Below are 16,889 nucleotides of genomic sequence, written 5' to 3'. Positions count from 1 at the left end.
CCCAGAGGCTCGGGCCCTCAGCGCCGGGTGACGCGCTCCGCGGACGCGAGGATGGCGCCGTACTGGGTCGCGACCTGGTTGCGGATCGGGATCTGCTCGGCCGCGCTCTCCTGCTCGGCGGTCTCGCACCACTGGGCGTGCGCCTCGGCCACGACGGCACGCTGTGCCCTGATCGTGGGCGTGCCGTTGCCGATGGCGAGCTCGCCGTCGAGCGCGCGCAGCAGCATGCCGGAGTAGCGCAGCCGGAACGTGTGGACGGTGTCGCGCAGCGAGTGGAGCTCCGCCGAGGTGGCGGGGCGGTCGGCGTCGGGACGCTCGGCGCGCAGCTCGATGTCGCGCATCCGGCCGGAGCTGTGCGCGGTGAAGGTGCGGGTGGCGCGCAGGAACGGCGAGTTCGTCGCGAGTTCGGCCCCGACGAGGCGGAGCACGTCGCACAGCTGGTCGGCGAACTGCCCGAGCGCCTTGCCCTGCTCGCGCAGGGCGTCGGCGTACCGGGTGTCGCTCGGCGACCGGTCGTTGACGTTGGGGTGGGTCCAGTAGGGGACCTCGGTGATCAGGCTGAGCGTGCCGTAGCGCAGCGCGTAGCCCGCGCTGGACTCGCCGGAGCCGCCGTGCAGCGGGTCGAGGCCGTACTGCTCCGCCGCGTCGTACGCCGACCGGGGGTTGGCGGTGCGGAAGACGGCCTTGCTCAGCAGCTCGATGTGCGGCTGCTCGGGCTCCCCGAGGTCGAGGGGGATGCCGAGGTGCTGGGGGATCTCCTGCAGGGCCGGGTAGAGGCCGGGCTCGTGCCTGGACAGGTAGTAGTAGACGCCGCCGACCTCGGCGTTGTGCAGCGAGCACATGAACGCCGGCCGGAGGCCGTCGATGAGGCGCATCAGGGCCGCGGTCTCGGGCAGGACGCCGTCGAAGTACGCCTGCTTGTACGCGAACGGGAAGGTCCAGTCGACCTGCTCGTCGGGTGACGGGCGGTAGAAGTTGTTCGCGTAGTGCGTGCGCGTGAACGGGCCGTGCAACCAGCCCTCGTTGAGCCTGGTGCCGTCGGGGTCGACGCAGGGCAGGATGTGCCAGGTCATGCCGAGGCGGTTGCGCAGGCGCGGGTCGGCACACAGGCGCCGGGCGAGGTGGACGGCGGTGAGGCCGCCGACCGGCTCGTGCGGGTGCGGCATGGCGAACACGATCGCGTGCCGGTCGCCGTCACCGACCGTGAGACAGGTGAGCGGCTCGCCGAGGCGTGACACCCCGATGTATCTGAGCTGGCACGTCGACCGGTAGGTCCGCGCGAGGCGTTCGAACTCGGCCGACAGCTCGTCGACGGTCGCGAACATCGCGAACTCGGGTACGGAATCCAGTTCGGTACGGAGTGCAGCGTCCAGCATCGGTCCTCTGGTCGTCCTCATGGGGGGTGAGAGAGACCCGTCTAGTCTGCGACGGCGCACCGGTCCATTCGACCAATACGGCGCAGAGGACGACGTTCCGTACCGATTTCTGCAGTAGTATCGCGCTCCGCATCGACCGACCGGTCAGTCCGGATTACGGTGACCTAGTCGGGGCTGCCAGTGAGCTCCTTGCGTTCCTCGCCCTCGACCGCGTGACCGTCGCCCTCGGCGGGCCCGTGACCGTTGCCGTGGCCGTTGCCGTCGCGCACGACGTTGTCCTGGGAGTACCAGCGCTGCGCGGAGACCCGGAGCCGGCCGAGCAGCCGGTGCTTGGACTCGACGCCGTGCTCGTCGGTGAGCTGGGTCAGCTCCTCGGGCGCGGCCGGGGCGGTGGCCTCGATCGTGCCGCGTGCCTCGGGCGACAGCTCGCGGTGGATCTCGACGTAGCCACCCGACGGTGTGCGCTTGATCACGCCGGTCTCCACGCCGTGGTGCAGCAGGTTCTGCTCCCTGCGCTGCATCCCGATGCAGATGCGCTTGGTGACCACGAACGCCGCCACGGGCAGCAGGAAGATGGCGAAGCGGAAGAACCAGGTCAGCGAGTTGACCGACAGGCTGAACACGTCGGCGATGATGTCGTTGCCGCCCGCGATCCACAGGACCAGGTAGACGGTGATCCAGGCGACGCCGATGCCCGTGCGGGTGGGCACGTTGCGCGGCCGGTCGAGCACGTGGTGCTCGTTCTTGTCCTTGGTGATCCACTTCTCCAGGAACGGGTACGCGCCGATGAACGTGAAGAGGATGCCGGGCACGACGAGGGCGGGCACCAGTGTGGTCCACGCGATCGTGTGGCCGAACAGGTTCGTCTCGACGCCGGGCATGATGCGCAGCCCGCCCTCGAGGATGCCGATGTACCAGTCGGGCTGCGCGCCGGCCGTGACGTGGGCGGGGTTGTAGGGGCCGTACATCCAGATCGGGTTGATCTGCACGAACGTGCCGAACAGCGCGAGCACGCCGAAGACGAACATGAAGAACGCGCCGGTCTTGGCCATGAAGTGCGGGAAGAACGGCACGCCGACGGTGTTCTTGTTGGTCTGCTTGGCGCTCGCCCAGGTGGTGTGCTTCTGGTGCCACATGATCATCATGTGCGCGCCGATCAGCGCCAGCAGGATGCCAGGCACCAGCAGCACGTGCACGATGTAGAGCCGGGGGATGAACTCACCGGCCAGCCCGTCGGGGAACCCACCACCGAACGCGAAGTACATCAGGTACGTGCCGACGATCGGGATCGCCATGAAGGTCACGGACACGAAGATCCGCAGGCCCACGCCGGAGAGCAGGTCGTCGGGCAGGGTGTAGCCGGCGAAGCCCTCGAGCATGGCGAGGATGAACAGGGTGATGCCGATCAGCCAGTTGACCTCGCGCGGCTTGCGGAACGCTCCGGTGAAGAAGATCCGGAACATGTGCACCATGATCGACGCGACGAACAGCAGCGCCGCCCAGTGGTGGATCTGCCTCATCAGCAGGCCGCCGCGCACCTCGAGCGACAGGTCGATCGTCGACTTGTACGCCTCGCTCATCGGGATGCCCTCGAGCTTGAGGTACGAGCCGTTGTAGATGACGTGCTCGATGCTGGGCTTGTAGAAGAACGTGAGGAAGATGCCGGTGAGCAGCAGGATCACGAAGGAGTAGAGGGCGATCTCGCCGAGCATGAAGGACCAGTGGTCGGGGAACAGCTTCTTCATCTGCTTGCGCAGCGTCGACGCCCCGCCGAATCGGTCGTCGAGGGTCTTGCCCGTGCCCGCGAGGACCTTCTTCGTGGAGTCCTTCATGAGGTCTCCCCATCCGTTCGCCGTGCCCAGCGATTCCAGCGTACGCCTGGTCGCTGCCCGGTGCCTGACGCCTGTGCGGTGATCATCCGTCGGTGTTCCTGTTGGGCCCGCGCTCCCAGAAGCTGGGGCCGATGGGGCCGTTGATGAAGTAGTCGGCGTCGGCGACCAGGTAGCCCTCGTCGTCGACGGTGATCGCCAGCTGCGGCAGCGGCCTGGCGGCCGGGCCGAAGACGACGTTGGCGCCGTCGATCATGTCGAAGGTCGACTGGTGGCACGGGCAGAAGAGGTGATGGGTCTCACGCTCGTACAGGCTGATCGGGCAGCCCGCGTGGGTGCAGATCTTCGAGAACGCGCAGATGCCGTCGACGCCGTGCTCGGCCTGCACCCGGCCACGCTTGTTGTCCTGGATCTCGTCGGGGTGCAGCCGGATGATCAGCAGGGCGGCCTTGGCCGTCTCGTTGAACTCGTGGACGCCCTCGGGCAGGGTGCTCAGCGCGATGCCGAAGTCGGTGACGTCGGCGAGCTTCAGCAGCCGGGGCTCCTCGGACTCCTCGGTGCCCGCGACCACCATGCGCATGCCCTTGCGCCAGGGCTGGGTGAACAGGTCCTTGTCCGGCAGCGGGCCCAGGTCGCGCAGCAGCCACAGCGGAGCCAGGCCGAGCGGCGCGGCCGCGAGCAGCAGGGTGCGGCGCAGCAGCGGCCGCTTGGTGATCTGGGTCGACTCGGCGGTGTCGACGAAGTAGTCGGCGAACTGCTCGCGGTCCTCGTCGCTCGACCGCAGCTCGTGCCGCTCGTCGGTCATCTCCTTGTTCGGCATGAGCTTGCGCACCCACAGCACGATGCCGATGGCGAGGCCGAACAGGGCGATCGTCAGGCACGTGCCGAGCAGCTTGTTGGAGAGGCTGGCGGACACGGCGTCGTGGGTCGGGACGAGCCAGTAGAAGACGAGGAAGGCGACGCCGGCCAGGAACGCGACCACGAACCAGGTGGCGACCAGGCGCTCACCGCGCCTGGCCTCCTCCTCGGTCATCTCGCGCTCGGGCGGAGCCTCGGCCGAGCGGGCGCGGTCGCCGCGCTCGGCCCTGCGGCGCGCGGCGAGCGACTCGGCCACCTCGGCCGACGTCGGGGTGCCGCCGAAGCGGCGCTTCGACCCGGCCGGCGAATCGAAGGGGTCGGCCTGCCCGTTGTCGTTGTCAGCCATCTCAGTCCGTCTTCTTCTTGGCTGTGATCCACATCGCGCCGGCGATGCACAGCCCGATCCCGAGCAGCCAGATGATCAGGCCCTCGCTGACCGGCCCGATCCGGCCGAGCCCGGCCCCGCCTGGGTTGGGCTCCTCCTCGATCGCCTTGATGTACTTGATGACCGCGAGCTTCTCGTCGGGGGTGAGGGTGCGCTCCCCGAAGACCGGCATGTTCTCCGGGCCGGTCTCCATCGCCTCGTAGATGTGCTTGGGCTGCACTCCCATGAGCGACGGCGCGGACTTGCCGTTGGTCAGCGCCCCGCCCGAGCCGGCGAAGTTGTGGCACTGCGCGCAGTTGGCGCGGAACAGCTCGCCGCCGAGGGCGAGGTCGGCCTCGTCGTAGCGTTCGTCGACGCCCTCGGGGATCTCCGGGCCGGGGGACAGCGACTGGACGTACGCCGCCATCGCGTCGATCTGCGCCTGGGTGAAGCGGGGCTCCTTGCGGGGCGCCTGCGGGCCGGGGGCGGCGAGCGGCATGCGGCCGGTGCCGACCTGGAAGTCGACGGCCGCCGCGCCGACGCCGGTGAGGTTCGGGCCGGTCTCCGTGCCCTGACCGCTGAGGCCGTGGCAGGTGGCGCAGCTGGTCTGGAAGAGCGCCTTGCCCTGCGCGATCTGCTCCTTGCTCGGGGTCTCCGCGGCCGCGGCCTGCTTCGCCGGCGTCTCGTCGACGCTCGCGTAGAAGCCGCCCACCGCCACGAGCGCGATCAGCAGCAGCACGTAGCGCGACAGTGGCCGCCGCCGCCATCCGGTGCGAGTGGTCACCGCTCGCTTCCTCGTCGTCACGGGTGCCGTCCTCACGCGCTAGGAGGTTGGTGTGAAGCGTGCTCGTCGCGAGCGGCGCTCAGGGCGGTCAGTTGCGGTGGCGGAGGACGAGCTCGTACTGGGCGTACTTGCGAGCTCCGACAACGCCGCCAATGGCCGTCCTGGGCGCCGCGTAGCAGAGCAACGTTTCACACCAGCCTCCTGGGGTGTCACTGGATGAGGGGGAGCAGGTAGATGGTGGCGAACAGCCCGATCCACACGACGTCGACGAAGTGCCAGTAGTAGGACACGACGATCGCGCTCACGGCCTGCTCGTGCGTGAAGCGTTTGGCCGCGTAGGTGCGGCCCAGCATGAACACGAAGGCGACGAGACCGCCGAAGACGTGCAGCCCGTGGAAGCCGGTGGTGAGGTAGAAGACCGAGGCGTACGCACCCACCGCCGGGTCGCTCGCACCGAACGTGAGGCCCTGCTCGAGGATGAGGTTGGTGTACTCGTATGCCTGACCGGCGTCGAACACGAACCCCATGGCGAGAGTGACGAGGAACCAGAACCGCAGGCCGCGGACGTTGCCCTTCTCCGCGGCGAAGACGCCCGCCTGGCAGGTCACCGAGGAGAGCACCAGGATCAGCGTGTTGACGGCTGCGTAGGGGAGGTCGAGATGGATCGGCGGCCACTCGTTGCCCTGGCTGAGGTTGACCGAGCGGATCGTGAAGTACATCGCGAACAGTGCCGCGAAGAACATCAGCTCCGACGCGAGCCAGACGATGGTGCCCACGCTGACCGTGTTGGGTCGGTGGGACGAGTGCGCAGGAGCCCTGCGCGGTGCGGAGGTGGTGGCCACGAACGCATTATTGCGCTCGCTGCCGACTTCGGCGGCGCGACCCCCCGATAGACCACGACGTGACGGCGGCACGCCTCCCGGTAGCATCCGAGGCGGGGTGTACATACACCCGTCCGCGCCGAATCGACACCCGAGGACTGCGGCATGAGCGACGACGACCCGACGCCCGAGGCGGCACCCGAGCCGACGGTGACCGTACCGGCTGCCTCCGGCGGTTGCACCGTGCTCCTCTACAGCGACGACTCCAGTATCAGGGAACGGGTCAAGCTCGCGCTCGGCCGGCGTCCCGCGGCCGACCTGCCGCGCGTCGAGTACCTCGAGACCGCGACCGAGCCCGCCGTCCGCAAGATGCTCGACGCGGGCGGCATCGATCTCGCCGTCCTCGACGGCGAGGCGACGCCCGCCGGCGGTCTCGGCGTGTGCCGGGCCGCGAAGAACGAGGTCTTCCGCTGCCCGCCGATCCTCGTCCTCATCGGCCGCGCCCAGGACGCCTGGCTGGCCAACTGGTCGCAGGCCGACGGGGTCGTCTCCTACCCGCTCGAGCCGGTGGGCCTCGCCGCCGAGGCGGCACGCCTGCTGCGTGGGGCGCTGGGCGCCACGCTCACCGAGGGCTCGTCGCCCGCGCCGCTCCCCGCGTCCGGCCACTGACATGACGTCGCCGGGTGCGCCGAGCTGGCCCGCGCTGCTCAACCGATTGCTCGCCGCGGAGTCCCTCAGCGCCGCCGACACGCGCTGGGCGATGAACGAGGTGATGACGGGCGGGGCCACGCCGGCGCAGATCGCGGGGCTCGTGGTCGCCCTGCGTACCAAGGGCGAGACGGTCGAGGAGGTCGCCGGCTTCGCCGCGGCGATGCTCGACCACGCCACGCCGCTCGATGCGCCTGCCGACGTCGTCGACCTCGTGGGCACCGGCGGCGACCGCAGGAACACCGTCAACCTCTCCACCATGGGTGCTCTCGTGGCGGCGTCCGCGGGGGCGAGGGTCGTCAAGCACGGCAACAGGGCGGCGTCGTCGGCGTGCGGCGCGGCCGACCTGCTGGAGCAGCTCGGCGTCGTCATCGACCCGCCGCCGGAGGCCAACGCCGCGATCATCGCGGAGCTCGGCCTCGGCTTCTGCTTCGCGCCGCTCTACCACCCGGGGTTCCGGCACGCCGCGACGACGCGACGCGAGCTCGGCATCCCGACCGTCTTCAACTTCCTCGGCCCGATCACCAACCCCGCGCACGCCACGGCCAACGCCGTCGGCGTCTCCGACGCGCGCATGGCCCCGATCCTGGCCGGCGTGCTCGCCGACCGCGGGTGCGAGGCGCTGGTGTTCCGCGGCGACGACGGCCTCGACGAGCTGACCACCACCACGACGTCGACGGTCTACGTCGTGCACGAGGGTGTGGTCGACCGCACGACGTTCGATCCCGCCGACATCGGCTTCCCCCGGTCGGAGCCGGCCGACCTGACCGGCGGCGATCCGCCGTTCAACGCCGGCGTCGCCCGCGACGTGTTCGCCGGCAAGGGCGGCCCGGTGCGCGACACCGTGCTGCTCAACGCCGCCGCGGCCCTGGCCGTCGCCGAGCCGTCGGCAGATCCCCTCGAGGGACGGCTGCGGGCCGGTGTGTCGACTGCCGCCGAGGCGATCGACTCGGGCGCCACCACCGACCTCCTCGAGCGCTGGGCCGAGGCCACGCGCCGCGCGGTGTCCTGAGCCTGGTCGGTCCGGCTCAGCCCGGGGTGTCGAAGCCGAGGGCGAAGGCGGCGTCGAGGTCGTGCCTGGAGTACGTGCGGAACGCCACGTGGGTCTCGGTGTGGATGACGCCGTCGACCTTGTTGAGCCCGCCGGGGATCGCGTCGGCGAGGTCGTCGTGGTGGCGCACCCGGACCATGGCGACGAGGTCGAACTCGCCGGTGACCGAGTAGACCTCGCTCACCTGGGGCAGCTCGGCGAGCCGCTCGGCGACCTCGGGGATGCGGGCGACGTCGGCGCGGACGAGCACGATCGCGGTGATCACGCCGGGACCTCCTTCAGCGCTGAGAGGAACCCAGTGTGGCCGTCGGCTGGTGGCGGGTCGCGAGCGGGCGGGTGTCGTCGACGGCGTGCAGGGTGGCCGAGCCGTCGGCGGCGGCGCGGTCGAGGCGCACCCTGGCCGCGATCGCGCTCTGCGCCGGTAGCGCCCAGGTGCCCTGGACGTCGACGAGCCTGGTGCCGGTGGTCTCGAGCCAGCGGAGCACGCACTCGGACTCCTCCGCCGACGCGGCGGGAGTCGGCCCGACCGCGGGTACCACCACCTCGGCGGACGTCACGAGCGCGTCGATGTACGGCCGGGGATGCGCCCGGGGCGGTACGCGTGCCGCCCCGGCGAACCGGCCGTGCCTGACGACGGCCAGCTCCCAGCCGCCGTGCCCCGTGGGCTGCGCCGCGACGATCTGCGGGCAGCCGGTGAGCGCGACGAGGCGCTGGGTGCGCGCGGCGGAGCGGACGTACGCCGCGAGCCGATCGCGGTGCACGGCGGCGTCCTCGTAGCGCTGCTGGGCGGAGAGGGCGTCGATGCGGGCGCGGATGGTGTGCTCGACCGTACGGACGTCGGCGCGCATCGCGTCGCCGACCGCGGCGGCCACCACCGCGTAGTCGTCGACCGACTGCCGGCCGTCGCACGGCGCGCCACAGCGGTGCATCTCCGCCAGCACGCACGCCGGGCTCGGACGCAGGGGGCTGAGCCTGGCCGTGCACTGCCGGAGCGGGAACGCCTCGTACAGCGCGGACATGACGTGCTCGGCGGTGCGGCGGGAGCCGTAGGGGCCGAGATAGGTGGCGTCGTCGTCCTGCACGGTCCTGGCGATCGAGAGCCGCGGGAAGGGCTCGACCGTGAGCTTCAGCCACGACGCCCGCTCGGGGAACCTCGACCGCCTGTTGTACGGCGGCTTGCGCTCGGCGATGAGGCGCAGCTCGCGGACCTCGGCCTCGAGCGGGGTGGCGCACTCGATCGCCGTCACACCCTCGGCCAGCGCGACCATCTCACGCATGCGCTTGCGCATCTCGCCGGCGGTGAAGTACTGGCGGACGCGGGTGCGGACGTCGCGGCTCTTGCCGACGTAGAGGGTGCGGCCCCTGGCGTCGGTGAACACGTAGACGCCGGGCGCCGACGGCAGCGGCTCGGCGAGGTGCCGCTTGCGCCGCTGGTCCTGGGTCACCCGCGAGGAGAACGTGGTGAGCTCCTCGAGCGACTGCACGCCGAGCGGGCCGAGGCGTTCGAGCAGGGCGTGGAGGACGTCGACGGTGGCGCGCGCGTCGGCCAGCGCGCGGTGGCAGGGCACGGTGCCGGACCTGAAGTGGCGGGCGAGGGTCGCCAGCTTGCAGTTGGGCACCTCGTCGCGGGTGACGAGGCCGTGCGCCAGCCGCGCGGTGTCGACGGTGGCGAAGCCCGGCCACGCGCGACCGTTGAGGTGGCAGGCGGCCTTCAGGAACCCGACGTCGTACGGCGCGTTGTGGGCGACGAGCACGGCGCCCCGCGCGAACTCCAGGAACGCGGGCAGCACACCGGCGAGCCTGGGCGCGCCCGCGACCATGGCGTCGGTGATGCCGGTGAGCACCTGGATGAACGGCGGCACGCCCTCGCCGGGGTCGACGAGGGAGGCGAACTCGCCGAGCACCTCACCGCCGCGCACCTTGACCGCACCGATCTCGGTGATGCCGGCGTCGGCCGGCGCGCCACCGGTGGTCTCGAGGTCGACGATGACGAACGTGACCTCGCGCAGGGGCGTGCCGAGCTCGTCGAAGGTGGTCTGCGTGGCCACCGATCCTCGCCGCTCGGCCGGCATCGTCCACCTCACGCGCGTTCGATCTCGGGGTACGAGTGGGACGTTAGGTCGCGCCACCGACAGGACCCGTGACAACACGCCGCGTGCCCGCGATCGCCGCGCCGTAGGCTCGTGGTGCCCGGATGGAACGAGGAGAGGGAGTGTGGCGCGGTGATCAGCTGGCCGACGGCGGACACCCGGTGGCGTTGCGCGCAGTGCGGCAACCTGACCAGGTTCGACGTCACGCGCACGTCCCGCACCGAGGAGTTCCTGCACGCCGACCTGTCCGGCGAGGCGCGGGTCGAGGAGCGCCGGGTGCTCACCGACACGATCGAGCGGGTGGCGTGCCGCTGGTGCGGCTCGGCCGACCAGATCGAGCTCGTCCCGCGTCCCGAGGCGACCGACACGCCCGTCCGTGCACCCGACGCCGGGGAGGGCGCGCGATGACGGCTGCGACGGGCTGAGGTGCTCCCCGAGCCGGTACGGCGCCGCCTGGTCGAACGCGCGGCGGACCGGCTCGGCGCGCTCGCGCCCGACGACGTGCCGGCCTCGCTGCGGCGGATCGCGCGGTTCGAGCCGCGCCGCCGGGCACGCCTCGCCGGCGCGCAGATCGCCGCGGCGCTGGAGCGCGACGAGGCGTTCCGCGCGCTCGTGGCCGACGCCCTGCGCGCCGCGGACCCCGACCTGGCGGCCGCGGTCGAGGCGGGGGAGACGCCGGTCGCCGTCGACCCCGCCGACGTCGCCGCGGCCGCGTACCTGCTGCGCCCGTCCGGCTGGGAGGACCTCGTGGCGGGCGCCGGCGACCTGATGGAGCGCGACGCGCGGCGACGTCACGACGACGGTGAGGTCGAGCGCCTGCGTGCGCGGCTGGCGGCGGTCGAGGAGGAGAAGGACCGCGAGATCGTCCAGCTGACCGCGCAGGTCGACGCCCTGCGGGCCGAGGTGCGCCGGCTCCGCACCCGCATCCACGAGGAACGCACCCGTACGCGAGACGCCGAGCGGACCGCAGAGGAGGCGCGCGCCGGCGCCGACAAGGACCGGGAGGGGGCGCGCGCGTCGGTGGCGGCCGCCGACGCCGAGACGCGCCGGCTCCGCGCCCGGGCGACCGAGCTCGAGGGGCAGTTGGAGTCCGCGCGGCGCGCGGGACGGGCGGAGCGTACCGACGACACCGTCCGGCTCGCCGTCCTCGTCGACGCGCTCGTCGACGCCGCGCAGGGGCTGCGCAGGGAGCTCGCCCTGCCGTCGGTCAGCGACCGGCCGGCCGACGCGGTGGCGGCGAGGTACGCCGCCGCGGAACGGGTCGAGGTCGAGCGGACCGGCGAGCCGGGGCGCCTCGACCGGCTCCTCGCCGCCCCGCAGGCGCACCTCGTCGTCGACGGCTACAACGTGACCAAGACGTACTGGCCCGACCTCGCCCTGGCCGACCAGCGCGCCCGGCTGCTCGGCGGCCTCGGCATCGTCGCCGCCCAGACCCGTGCCGAGGTCACCTGCGTCTTCGACGGCGCCGACCTCGGCGGCCGGGTGCCGACCCAGGCGCCACGCGGGGTGCGCGTGGTCTTCAGCCCGGCCGGCGTGACCGCGGACGACGTCATCGCCGAGCTGGTCGGCGCCGAGCCGCGGGGCCGCCGCGTCGTCGTGGTCTCCTCCGACGCCGAGGTCGCCGCGTCGGCCAGGCAGGCGGGCGCCGTCCCGGTCTCCGCGGACACCCTCGGGCAGCACCTGCCCTGAGCCGGGCCACGCGCCGACCTGGGGTTCTGTCAGTGGGGGTCGTTAGCGTCCTTGCCGACAGCTCACACGACCACGAACTGCCGGAGGAGGCCCGCGTGTTGATCGACTGTGACCGCTGCGAGATGCGTGACATCGGGTGCGACGACTGCGTGGTGACCGCCCTGCTCGGCTCGACTCCCGGGAGCGTCCACATCGACGAGGGAGAGCGGGCGGCGCTCGGGGTGCTGGCCGAGTCGGGGCTCGTGCCGCCGCTGCGGCTCGTCGTCGGCGACGCGCGGGCCGGCGGGTCACCCGGCGGGAGCCGCGCCGCCGGCACCGCGTGAGACCGCCGCCACGAAGCGACACCGGCACCCCGTCGACTCACCGCCCGTGCGGCCCACATCACGATCTGTGATCGATTGGTCGGGAGATAATCCCAGGTCGGGGCCGTTGGTGTTACTTACGGTGAAATTCGGGTGAGGTGCGCGGCGGCCGGTGGGTCTCTTTGACTTCATCACGGAACGGTTACTACAGTGCGGATCCGAGCAAGGTCGTACCCCGACCGCCTGCCCCGGGCGGCGCGACCCGCTCCCGCCGAGTTCGTCGTCGACGCCCCCAACAGAGGTCGACGATGGAGCCGGGGAACCACCCTCCCCCATGGGGTTAACGACGCGTCCGCGCGTCGCGGGCGTCTTCCCAGCCCGAACCCGTCAGCTCACCCGGTAGGCGGCTCGTAGAGGAAGGCGGAGTCGCCTGTGGCGACACGGCATGGACCGCCCCGGGTCTGGGCTGATCGCGACCACTGGTACTCACCGGCACGGATCGTGCGTGCCCTGCTCCACCGTGCATCACCAGCGACCGACCCCCGCAGGACAACCGGCGCCGTGCGCCTGCTCGCCATCGCCGCGGCGATGGCGCTCGCCGTGGCCGCCCCGGGCGCCGCGATGGCGGAGCCGAAGGAAGACCTCGACACGGTGCAGAAGAAGGTCGACTCGCTGAGCGAGACGGTCTCCAAGGTCACCGAGGACTACGACGAGGCCCGCGTCCACCTCGCCGACGCCAAGCGCAAGGTCGCCTCGCTGAAGAAGAAGGCGACCACGAAGCAGGCTGAGGTCGAACGGCTGCGCAGGAACGTCTCGCTGCTCGCCGCGTCCGCGTACATGGGCGGCGCCTCCGACCTCGCTGCGCTCGCCACGGCGAAGACCCCGCAGGACTTCGTCGACAAGGCCGCCAGCCTCGAGCAGCTCTCGACGCAGGACCACCGGCAGATCGCCAAGTTCGGCCAGGCCAACCGCATACTCACGGCCCAGCGCACCGCGGCGGACTCCGCGCTGAGGGACCAGCAGAAGATCGCGAAGCGGATCAAGGACAAGCGGTCCACGGTCGTCGCGACGCTGGCGAAGCAGAAGACGCTCCTCGAGCGCCTCGAAGCGGCGGGTCGCAACGATGACAGTGCCTCGCGCGGCGACCGGTCCGACGTCGACCTGCCGCCGGCGAGCGGCCGGGCGGGTGCCGCGATCGCGTTCGCGGAGCAGCAGCTGGGCAAGCCGTACCAGTGGGGCGCAGAGGGCCCCGGCTCGTACGACTGCTCGGGGCTGACCATGGCGTCGTGGCGCAGGGGCGGCGTGTCCCTGCCCCACTCCTCGCGGTCGCAGTTCAGCAGCGGCCCGCAGGTGAGCAAGTCGCAGCTTGCACCGGGTGACCTGGTGTTCTTCGGCAACCCGATCCACCACGTGGGCCTCTACGTGGGGAGTGGCCAGATGATCGCCGCGCCGAGCAGCGGCAAGGTCGTCTCGTACGCGAGCATCAACAACAGCTACTACAGCAGCAACTACGCCGGCGCCGTACGACCCGGCTGACACGGAGAGCGACGACAACGAGCCCCGGTCGGGTGAGAGGTACGCCTGACCGGGGCTTGCTCGTACCATCGTCGCGATGAGGTGCCGGCGCCGCGAGGGCTCACGTTCTGCTCCCACCCTCGCGCACCCGGTGCGCCTCGGTGGCGCGGCCGTGCGCGCTGTCGCCGTCACCGTCTCGATGGCCGGGTTGGTGGCCTGCGGCGGCGGCAACGGGGGCCCCGCGGACGCCTCGTCACCGAGTCACCGCGCGACGCTGCCGAGCGCGACGGCCACGCTCAGCTCGAGCGCGTCGTCCACGCACGGTCCCGCGTCCGACGTCCGGAAACTGCTGGCCGCGCGCTCGAAGGCGCTGATGCGGGCCGACCGGCCCGGCTTCGTCGGCGCGATCGACAAGAGCGCCACGGCCCTGCTCGCCGACCAGCGGACCTTCTACGACAACGTCCGCGGCGCGTCGCTCGCGAGCTGGACGTACACGATCGACCCGAAGAGCGCGCACCGACACGACACCAAGGGCGCGGAGAGCTGGGACTACGTCGTGTACACGACGTACACGTTCGCGGGTCTGCCCGGCCAGCGCGCCGTCGTGAGCCACCAGGTCCAGGTCGCCGAGCGGACGAACGGCTGGCGCATCACCGCGATCACCCCGAAGGACACGCACACCGAGCCGTGGGATCTGGGCAGGACTCTCTCCGTGCGAAGCGGACGCGTGGTCGTCGTCGGCGTCGACCGGTCGCGCGAGGAGCTGGCGAAGATCCGCGACCAGGCGGCCGCGGCCATCCCCCGCGTCGACGACGTCTGGCGCGGCGACTGGGCGCGGGGCGTGGTCGTCGTCGTCCCGCCCGACACCTCGGGCGCCGGCGAGCTGACCGGCACCGAGAACATCGCCTCGCTCGCCGCCGTCGCGACCGGCGGCTCGGCCGTCGACGCCTCCGGCGCGATGCAGCGGTGGGAGCGGGTCGTCGTCAACCCCACGGCGTGGCAGAAGATGGACTCGACGGGCCGCGAGGTCGTGCTGGCCCACGAGCTCACCCACGTCGCCACCGGCTCGCTCGGCGCCGTGCCGATCTGGGTCTCCGAGGGCATGGCCGACTACGTCGGCTGGAAGGACAGCGGCCTGTCGACGCGCCGCATCGCCCAGGAGCTCGGGGCGGAGGTGAGGCGCGGCGACCTGCCGGACGACCTGCCGGTGGAGGCGGACTTCCGCGGCGAGTGGGTCGACCAGGCGTACGAGGCCGCGTGGCTCGCCGCGAGGTACATCGCGTTCCGCTACGGCGAGGACAAGCTGCTGGCGGTCTACCGGGGGATGGCCGACCAGCCGAGCACGAGCAAGGCCGACCAGGATCGGGTGCTCAGGTCGACGCTGAAGGTGTCGCGCTCGGCGTTCCTGCACGGCTGGCGGTCGTACCTCCAGGCCCGGCTCCACTGACCCGCATGCCGCGGCTGGCATGCTGAGCCGATGGCCAGGACGCTCGTCGTCACCAACGACTTCCCACCCCGCCCCGGCGGGATCCAGGCGTTCGTGCACGCCTTGTGCGGCAGGCTCGACGATCCGGTCGTCTACGCGCCGGCGTGGCGCGGTGCGGAGGCGTTCGACCGGGACCAGGGGTTCGAGGTCGTCAGGCATCCCACGTCGCTGATGCTCCCCGTCCCCGCGGTCGCCGGGCGCGCACGCGAGCTCGTCCGCGCCCACGGCGCCGACTCGGTGCTGTACGGCGCCGCCGCCCCGCTCGGGCTGCTCACCCGCGGCCTGCGGGCCGCGGGAGTGCGGCGCGCCGTGGCGCTGACCCACGGGCACGAGGCCGGCTGGGCGTCGCTGCCGGGAGCGCGCAGCCTGCTGCGCAGGATCGGCGACGACGTCGACGTCGTCACGTACGTCGGCGAGTACACCAGGCGACGCATCGCCCCTGCCCTGTCGCGTGCCGCCGCGGCGCGGCTCGTGCGGCTCGCACCCGGCGTCGACGACACCCTGTTCCGTCCGGGCGCGGGAGGGGTCGAGGTCCGCGCGCGGTGGGGCCTGACCGACCGGCCCGTGGTCGTCTGCGTGTCGCGACTGGTGCCGCGCAAGGGCCAGGACACCCTGGTCCGCGCCTGGCCGGAGATCCGCAGGGCCGTGCCGGACGCCGCGCTGCTGCTCGTCGGCGGCGGCCCGCTGCGCGCGCGCCTCACCCGGCTCGCGCGAGAACTCGGCGTCGACGACGCGGTCACGTTCACCGGTTCGGTGCCGTGGGCGGAGCTGCCCGCGCACTTCGACGCGGGCGACGTCTTCGCGATGCCGTGCCGTACCCGCCTCGCCGGCATGGACGTCGAGGCGCTCGGCATCGTGTTCCTCGAGGCGGCCGCCTGCGCGCTCCCCGTCGTCGCGGGCGACTCCGGCGGCTCCGCCGACGCGGTGCGCCACGGCGACACCGGCTACCTCGTCGACGGCCACTCGCCGGCCGGAGTCACCGAGCGGATCGTCGAGCTGCTCCGCGACCCGGTCGCGGCCGCGGAGATGGGCAGGCGCGGCCGCGCCTGGATCGAGCGCGAGTGGCGCTGGGACACCGTGGCGGAGCGCCTGCGCACCCTGCTCTCCCCGACGTGACCTCTCCGGCGATGTGAGCCCGCTCGTAGGACAACTGACCTTCGCTAGTCAGGTGTCGCCGTAATCATGGGGATGTTGGGTGTAGGTCCGTCGGGTGGGTGAGGTCCAGGTGACGGATCCGTCGGGGTGGGCCTTCAGGGACCAGCCGGTGTTCTCGTCTTTCATCCGGTGGTGCCGTTTGCAGAGGCAGTGCAGGTTCGCGGCGGCGGTGGGCCCATCCTTGGCCCAGGGGACAGTGTGGTCGAGCTCGGTCCGACGGGCCTTGCGGGTGCAGCCGGGGAACCGGCAGGTCACGTCCCGCGCCTTGATGAACCTGGCGAGCCGGGCACTGGGCGTGTATCGCGGTTCGGCGGGCAGCGGTGCCTCGACCGGCGCGGCCAGGAGCCCGGCGAGGTCTCCGGCGCGGTAGGTCTTGTCCCCGACGGCGGCGAGCACCCCGGTGTCCCGGTCGTACGCGAGCCGCCGCCACGAGACCCGCTCGCCAGTGATGAGCGCTCGGGCGGTGGACGCGGAGACGGGTCCGTAGCCGCGCAGCTCGGCCGGGTTCGAACCACCCTGCAGGGTGTCGACCGGGACGGTCACCTCCACAAGAGTGGTGACGTTCCGCCGGACGTGGTCGTCGAGGACGAGGTCGACGAAGGCGTCGAACCTGCGCTGGTCCAGGGTCCGGTCATCGCCGGGGATCTGCTGGTGGGCGAGGTCGTCGACCAGGTTGAATACCTTGGTGGTCTGTTCCGCGGGTCCACGTAGGACGAGGACCCCGGTCTCGCCGGGGTCGGGCCGGTGCCACAGGGTCCGGTCCTCGAAGGCGCGGTCCTTGTGTTCTTCCGCGCCGGTGGGGTCGAACTTGGCGATGGCGTGGTTGATGCGGCCGCGGAACTGTCCGACGGGTAGGTCGGG

Annotated in this window: 16 protein-coding genes; 8 read left to right on the top strand and 8 right to left on the bottom strand. The window is 71.9% G+C overall.

What is annotated here, in order from left to right:
- Positions 1 to 17: 17 nt before the first annotated feature.
- From GEV10_16900 to GEV10_16880, 5 genes are all read right to left on the bottom strand, one after another.
- Positions 18 to 1,376 carry a hypothetical protein gene (locus tag GEV10_16900; GenBank protein MQA80135.1) on the bottom strand — a complete coding sequence of 453 codons (1,359 nt, stop codon included), beginning with the start codon at positions 1,374 to 1,376 and terminating at the stop codon, positions 18 to 20.
- A gap of 164 nt (positions 1,377 to 1,540) precedes the next feature.
- Positions 1,541 to 3,208 (bottom strand): ubiquinol-cytochrome c reductase cytochrome b subunit, encoded by a 1,668-nt coding sequence (locus tag GEV10_16895; GenBank protein MQA80134.1) that lies wholly within the window; start codon positions 3,206 to 3,208, stop codon positions 1,541 to 1,543.
- A gap of 82 nt (positions 3,209 to 3,290) precedes the next feature.
- Positions 3,291 to 4,409: a Rieske 2Fe-2S domain-containing protein gene (locus tag GEV10_16890; GenBank protein MQA80133.1), complete on the bottom strand. Its 1,119-nt coding sequence runs from the start codon at positions 4,407 to 4,409 to the stop codon at positions 3,291 to 3,293.
- Position 4,410: 1 nt separating this feature from the next.
- The gene (locus tag GEV10_16885; protein ID MQA80132.1) at positions 4,411 to 5,178 is read right to left on the bottom strand and encodes a c-type cytochrome; all 768 of its coding nucleotides are present in this window, start codon (positions 5,176 to 5,178) and stop codon (positions 4,411 to 4,413) included.
- Positions 5,179 to 5,420: 242 nt separating this feature from the next.
- Positions 5,421 to 6,140: a heme-copper oxidase subunit III gene (locus GEV10_16880; protein MQA80131.1), complete on the bottom strand. Its 720-nt coding sequence runs from the start codon at positions 6,138 to 6,140 to the stop codon at positions 5,421 to 5,423.
- Between the two features lie 102 nt (positions 6,141 to 6,242).
- On the opposite strand from GEV10_16880, the gene GEV10_16875 reads away from it, so the two are divergent.
- Together GEV10_16875 and trpD are read left to right on the top strand one after the other, a co-directional pair.
- Entirely contained in the window at positions 6,243 to 6,701 is a 459-nt protein-coding gene (locus GEV10_16875; GenBank protein ID MQA80130.1) for a hypothetical protein, read from the top strand.
- 1 nt (position 6,702) lies between these two features.
- Positions 6,703 to 7,752 carry an anthranilate phosphoribosyltransferase gene (trpD, locus tag GEV10_16870; protein MQA80129.1) on the top strand — a complete coding sequence of 350 codons (1,050 nt, stop codon included), beginning with the start codon at positions 6,703 to 6,705 and terminating at the stop codon, positions 7,750 to 7,752.
- 16 nt (positions 7,753 to 7,768) lie between these two features.
- On the opposite strand, the gene GEV10_16865 is transcribed toward trpD, so the two are convergent.
- Both GEV10_16865 and GEV10_16860 read right to left on the bottom strand, forming a co-directional pair.
- Positions 7,769 to 8,056, bottom strand: coding sequence for an Lrp/AsnC family transcriptional regulator (locus tag GEV10_16865; GenBank protein MQA80128.1), 288 nt, complete (start codon positions 8,054 to 8,056; stop codon positions 7,769 to 7,771).
- Positions 8,057 to 8,069: 13 nt separating this feature from the next.
- On the bottom strand, positions 8,070 to 9,863 hold the full coding sequence (locus GEV10_16860; protein MQA80127.1) for a DEDD exonuclease domain-containing protein: 1,794 nt from the start codon (positions 9,861 to 9,863) through the stop codon (positions 8,070 to 8,072).
- Positions 9,864 to 10,013: 150 nt separating this feature from the next.
- On the opposite strand from GEV10_16860, the gene GEV10_16855 reads away from it, so the two are divergent.
- The 6 genes from GEV10_16855 (at position 10,014) to GEV10_16830 (ending at position 15,989) form a co-directional block, all read left to right on the top strand.
- On the top strand, positions 10,014 to 10,289 hold the full coding sequence (locus GEV10_16855) for a hypothetical protein (GenBank protein MQA80126.1): 276 nt from the start codon (positions 10,014 to 10,016) through the stop codon (positions 10,287 to 10,289).
- A 3-nt stretch (positions 10,290 to 10,292) separates the two neighbouring features.
- The gene (locus GEV10_16850) at positions 10,293 to 11,570 is read left to right on the top strand and encodes an RNA-binding protein (GenBank protein ID MQA80125.1); all 1,278 of its coding nucleotides are present in this window, start codon (positions 10,293 to 10,295) and stop codon (positions 11,568 to 11,570) included.
- A gap of 95 nt (positions 11,571 to 11,665) precedes the next feature.
- Entirely contained in the window at positions 11,666 to 11,893 is a 228-nt protein-coding gene (locus tag GEV10_16845; protein MQA80124.1) for a hypothetical protein, read from the top strand.
- Between the two features lie 816 nt (positions 11,894 to 12,709).
- Positions 12,710 to 13,408, top strand: a complete 699-nt coding sequence (locus tag GEV10_16840) for a hypothetical protein (protein MQA80123.1) — start codon at positions 12,710 to 12,712, stop codon at positions 13,406 to 13,408.
- 76 nt (positions 13,409 to 13,484) lie between these two features.
- Positions 13,485 to 14,834: a hypothetical protein gene (locus GEV10_16835; GenBank protein MQA80122.1), complete on the top strand. Its 1,350-nt coding sequence runs from the start codon at positions 13,485 to 13,487 to the stop codon at positions 14,832 to 14,834.
- Positions 14,835 to 14,864: 30 nt separating this feature from the next.
- The gene (locus tag GEV10_16830; GenBank protein ID MQA80121.1) at positions 14,865 to 15,989 is read left to right on the top strand and encodes a glycosyltransferase; all 1,125 of its coding nucleotides are present in this window, start codon (positions 14,865 to 14,867) and stop codon (positions 15,987 to 15,989) included.
- Positions 15,990 to 16,037: 48 nt separating this feature from the next.
- On the opposite strand, the gene GEV10_16825 is transcribed toward GEV10_16830, so the two are convergent.
- A partial coding sequence (locus GEV10_16825) for a DUF222 domain-containing protein (GenBank protein ID MQA80120.1) occupies positions 16,038 to 16,889 on the bottom strand: 852 nt, incomplete at its 5' end.

The sequence above is a fragment of the Streptosporangiales bacterium genome, assembly GCA_009379955.1.
GTDB lineage: Bacteria > Actinomycetota > Actinomycetes > Streptosporangiales > WHST01 > WHST01.
This window is presented reverse-complemented; position numbering and strand designations above follow the sequence as displayed.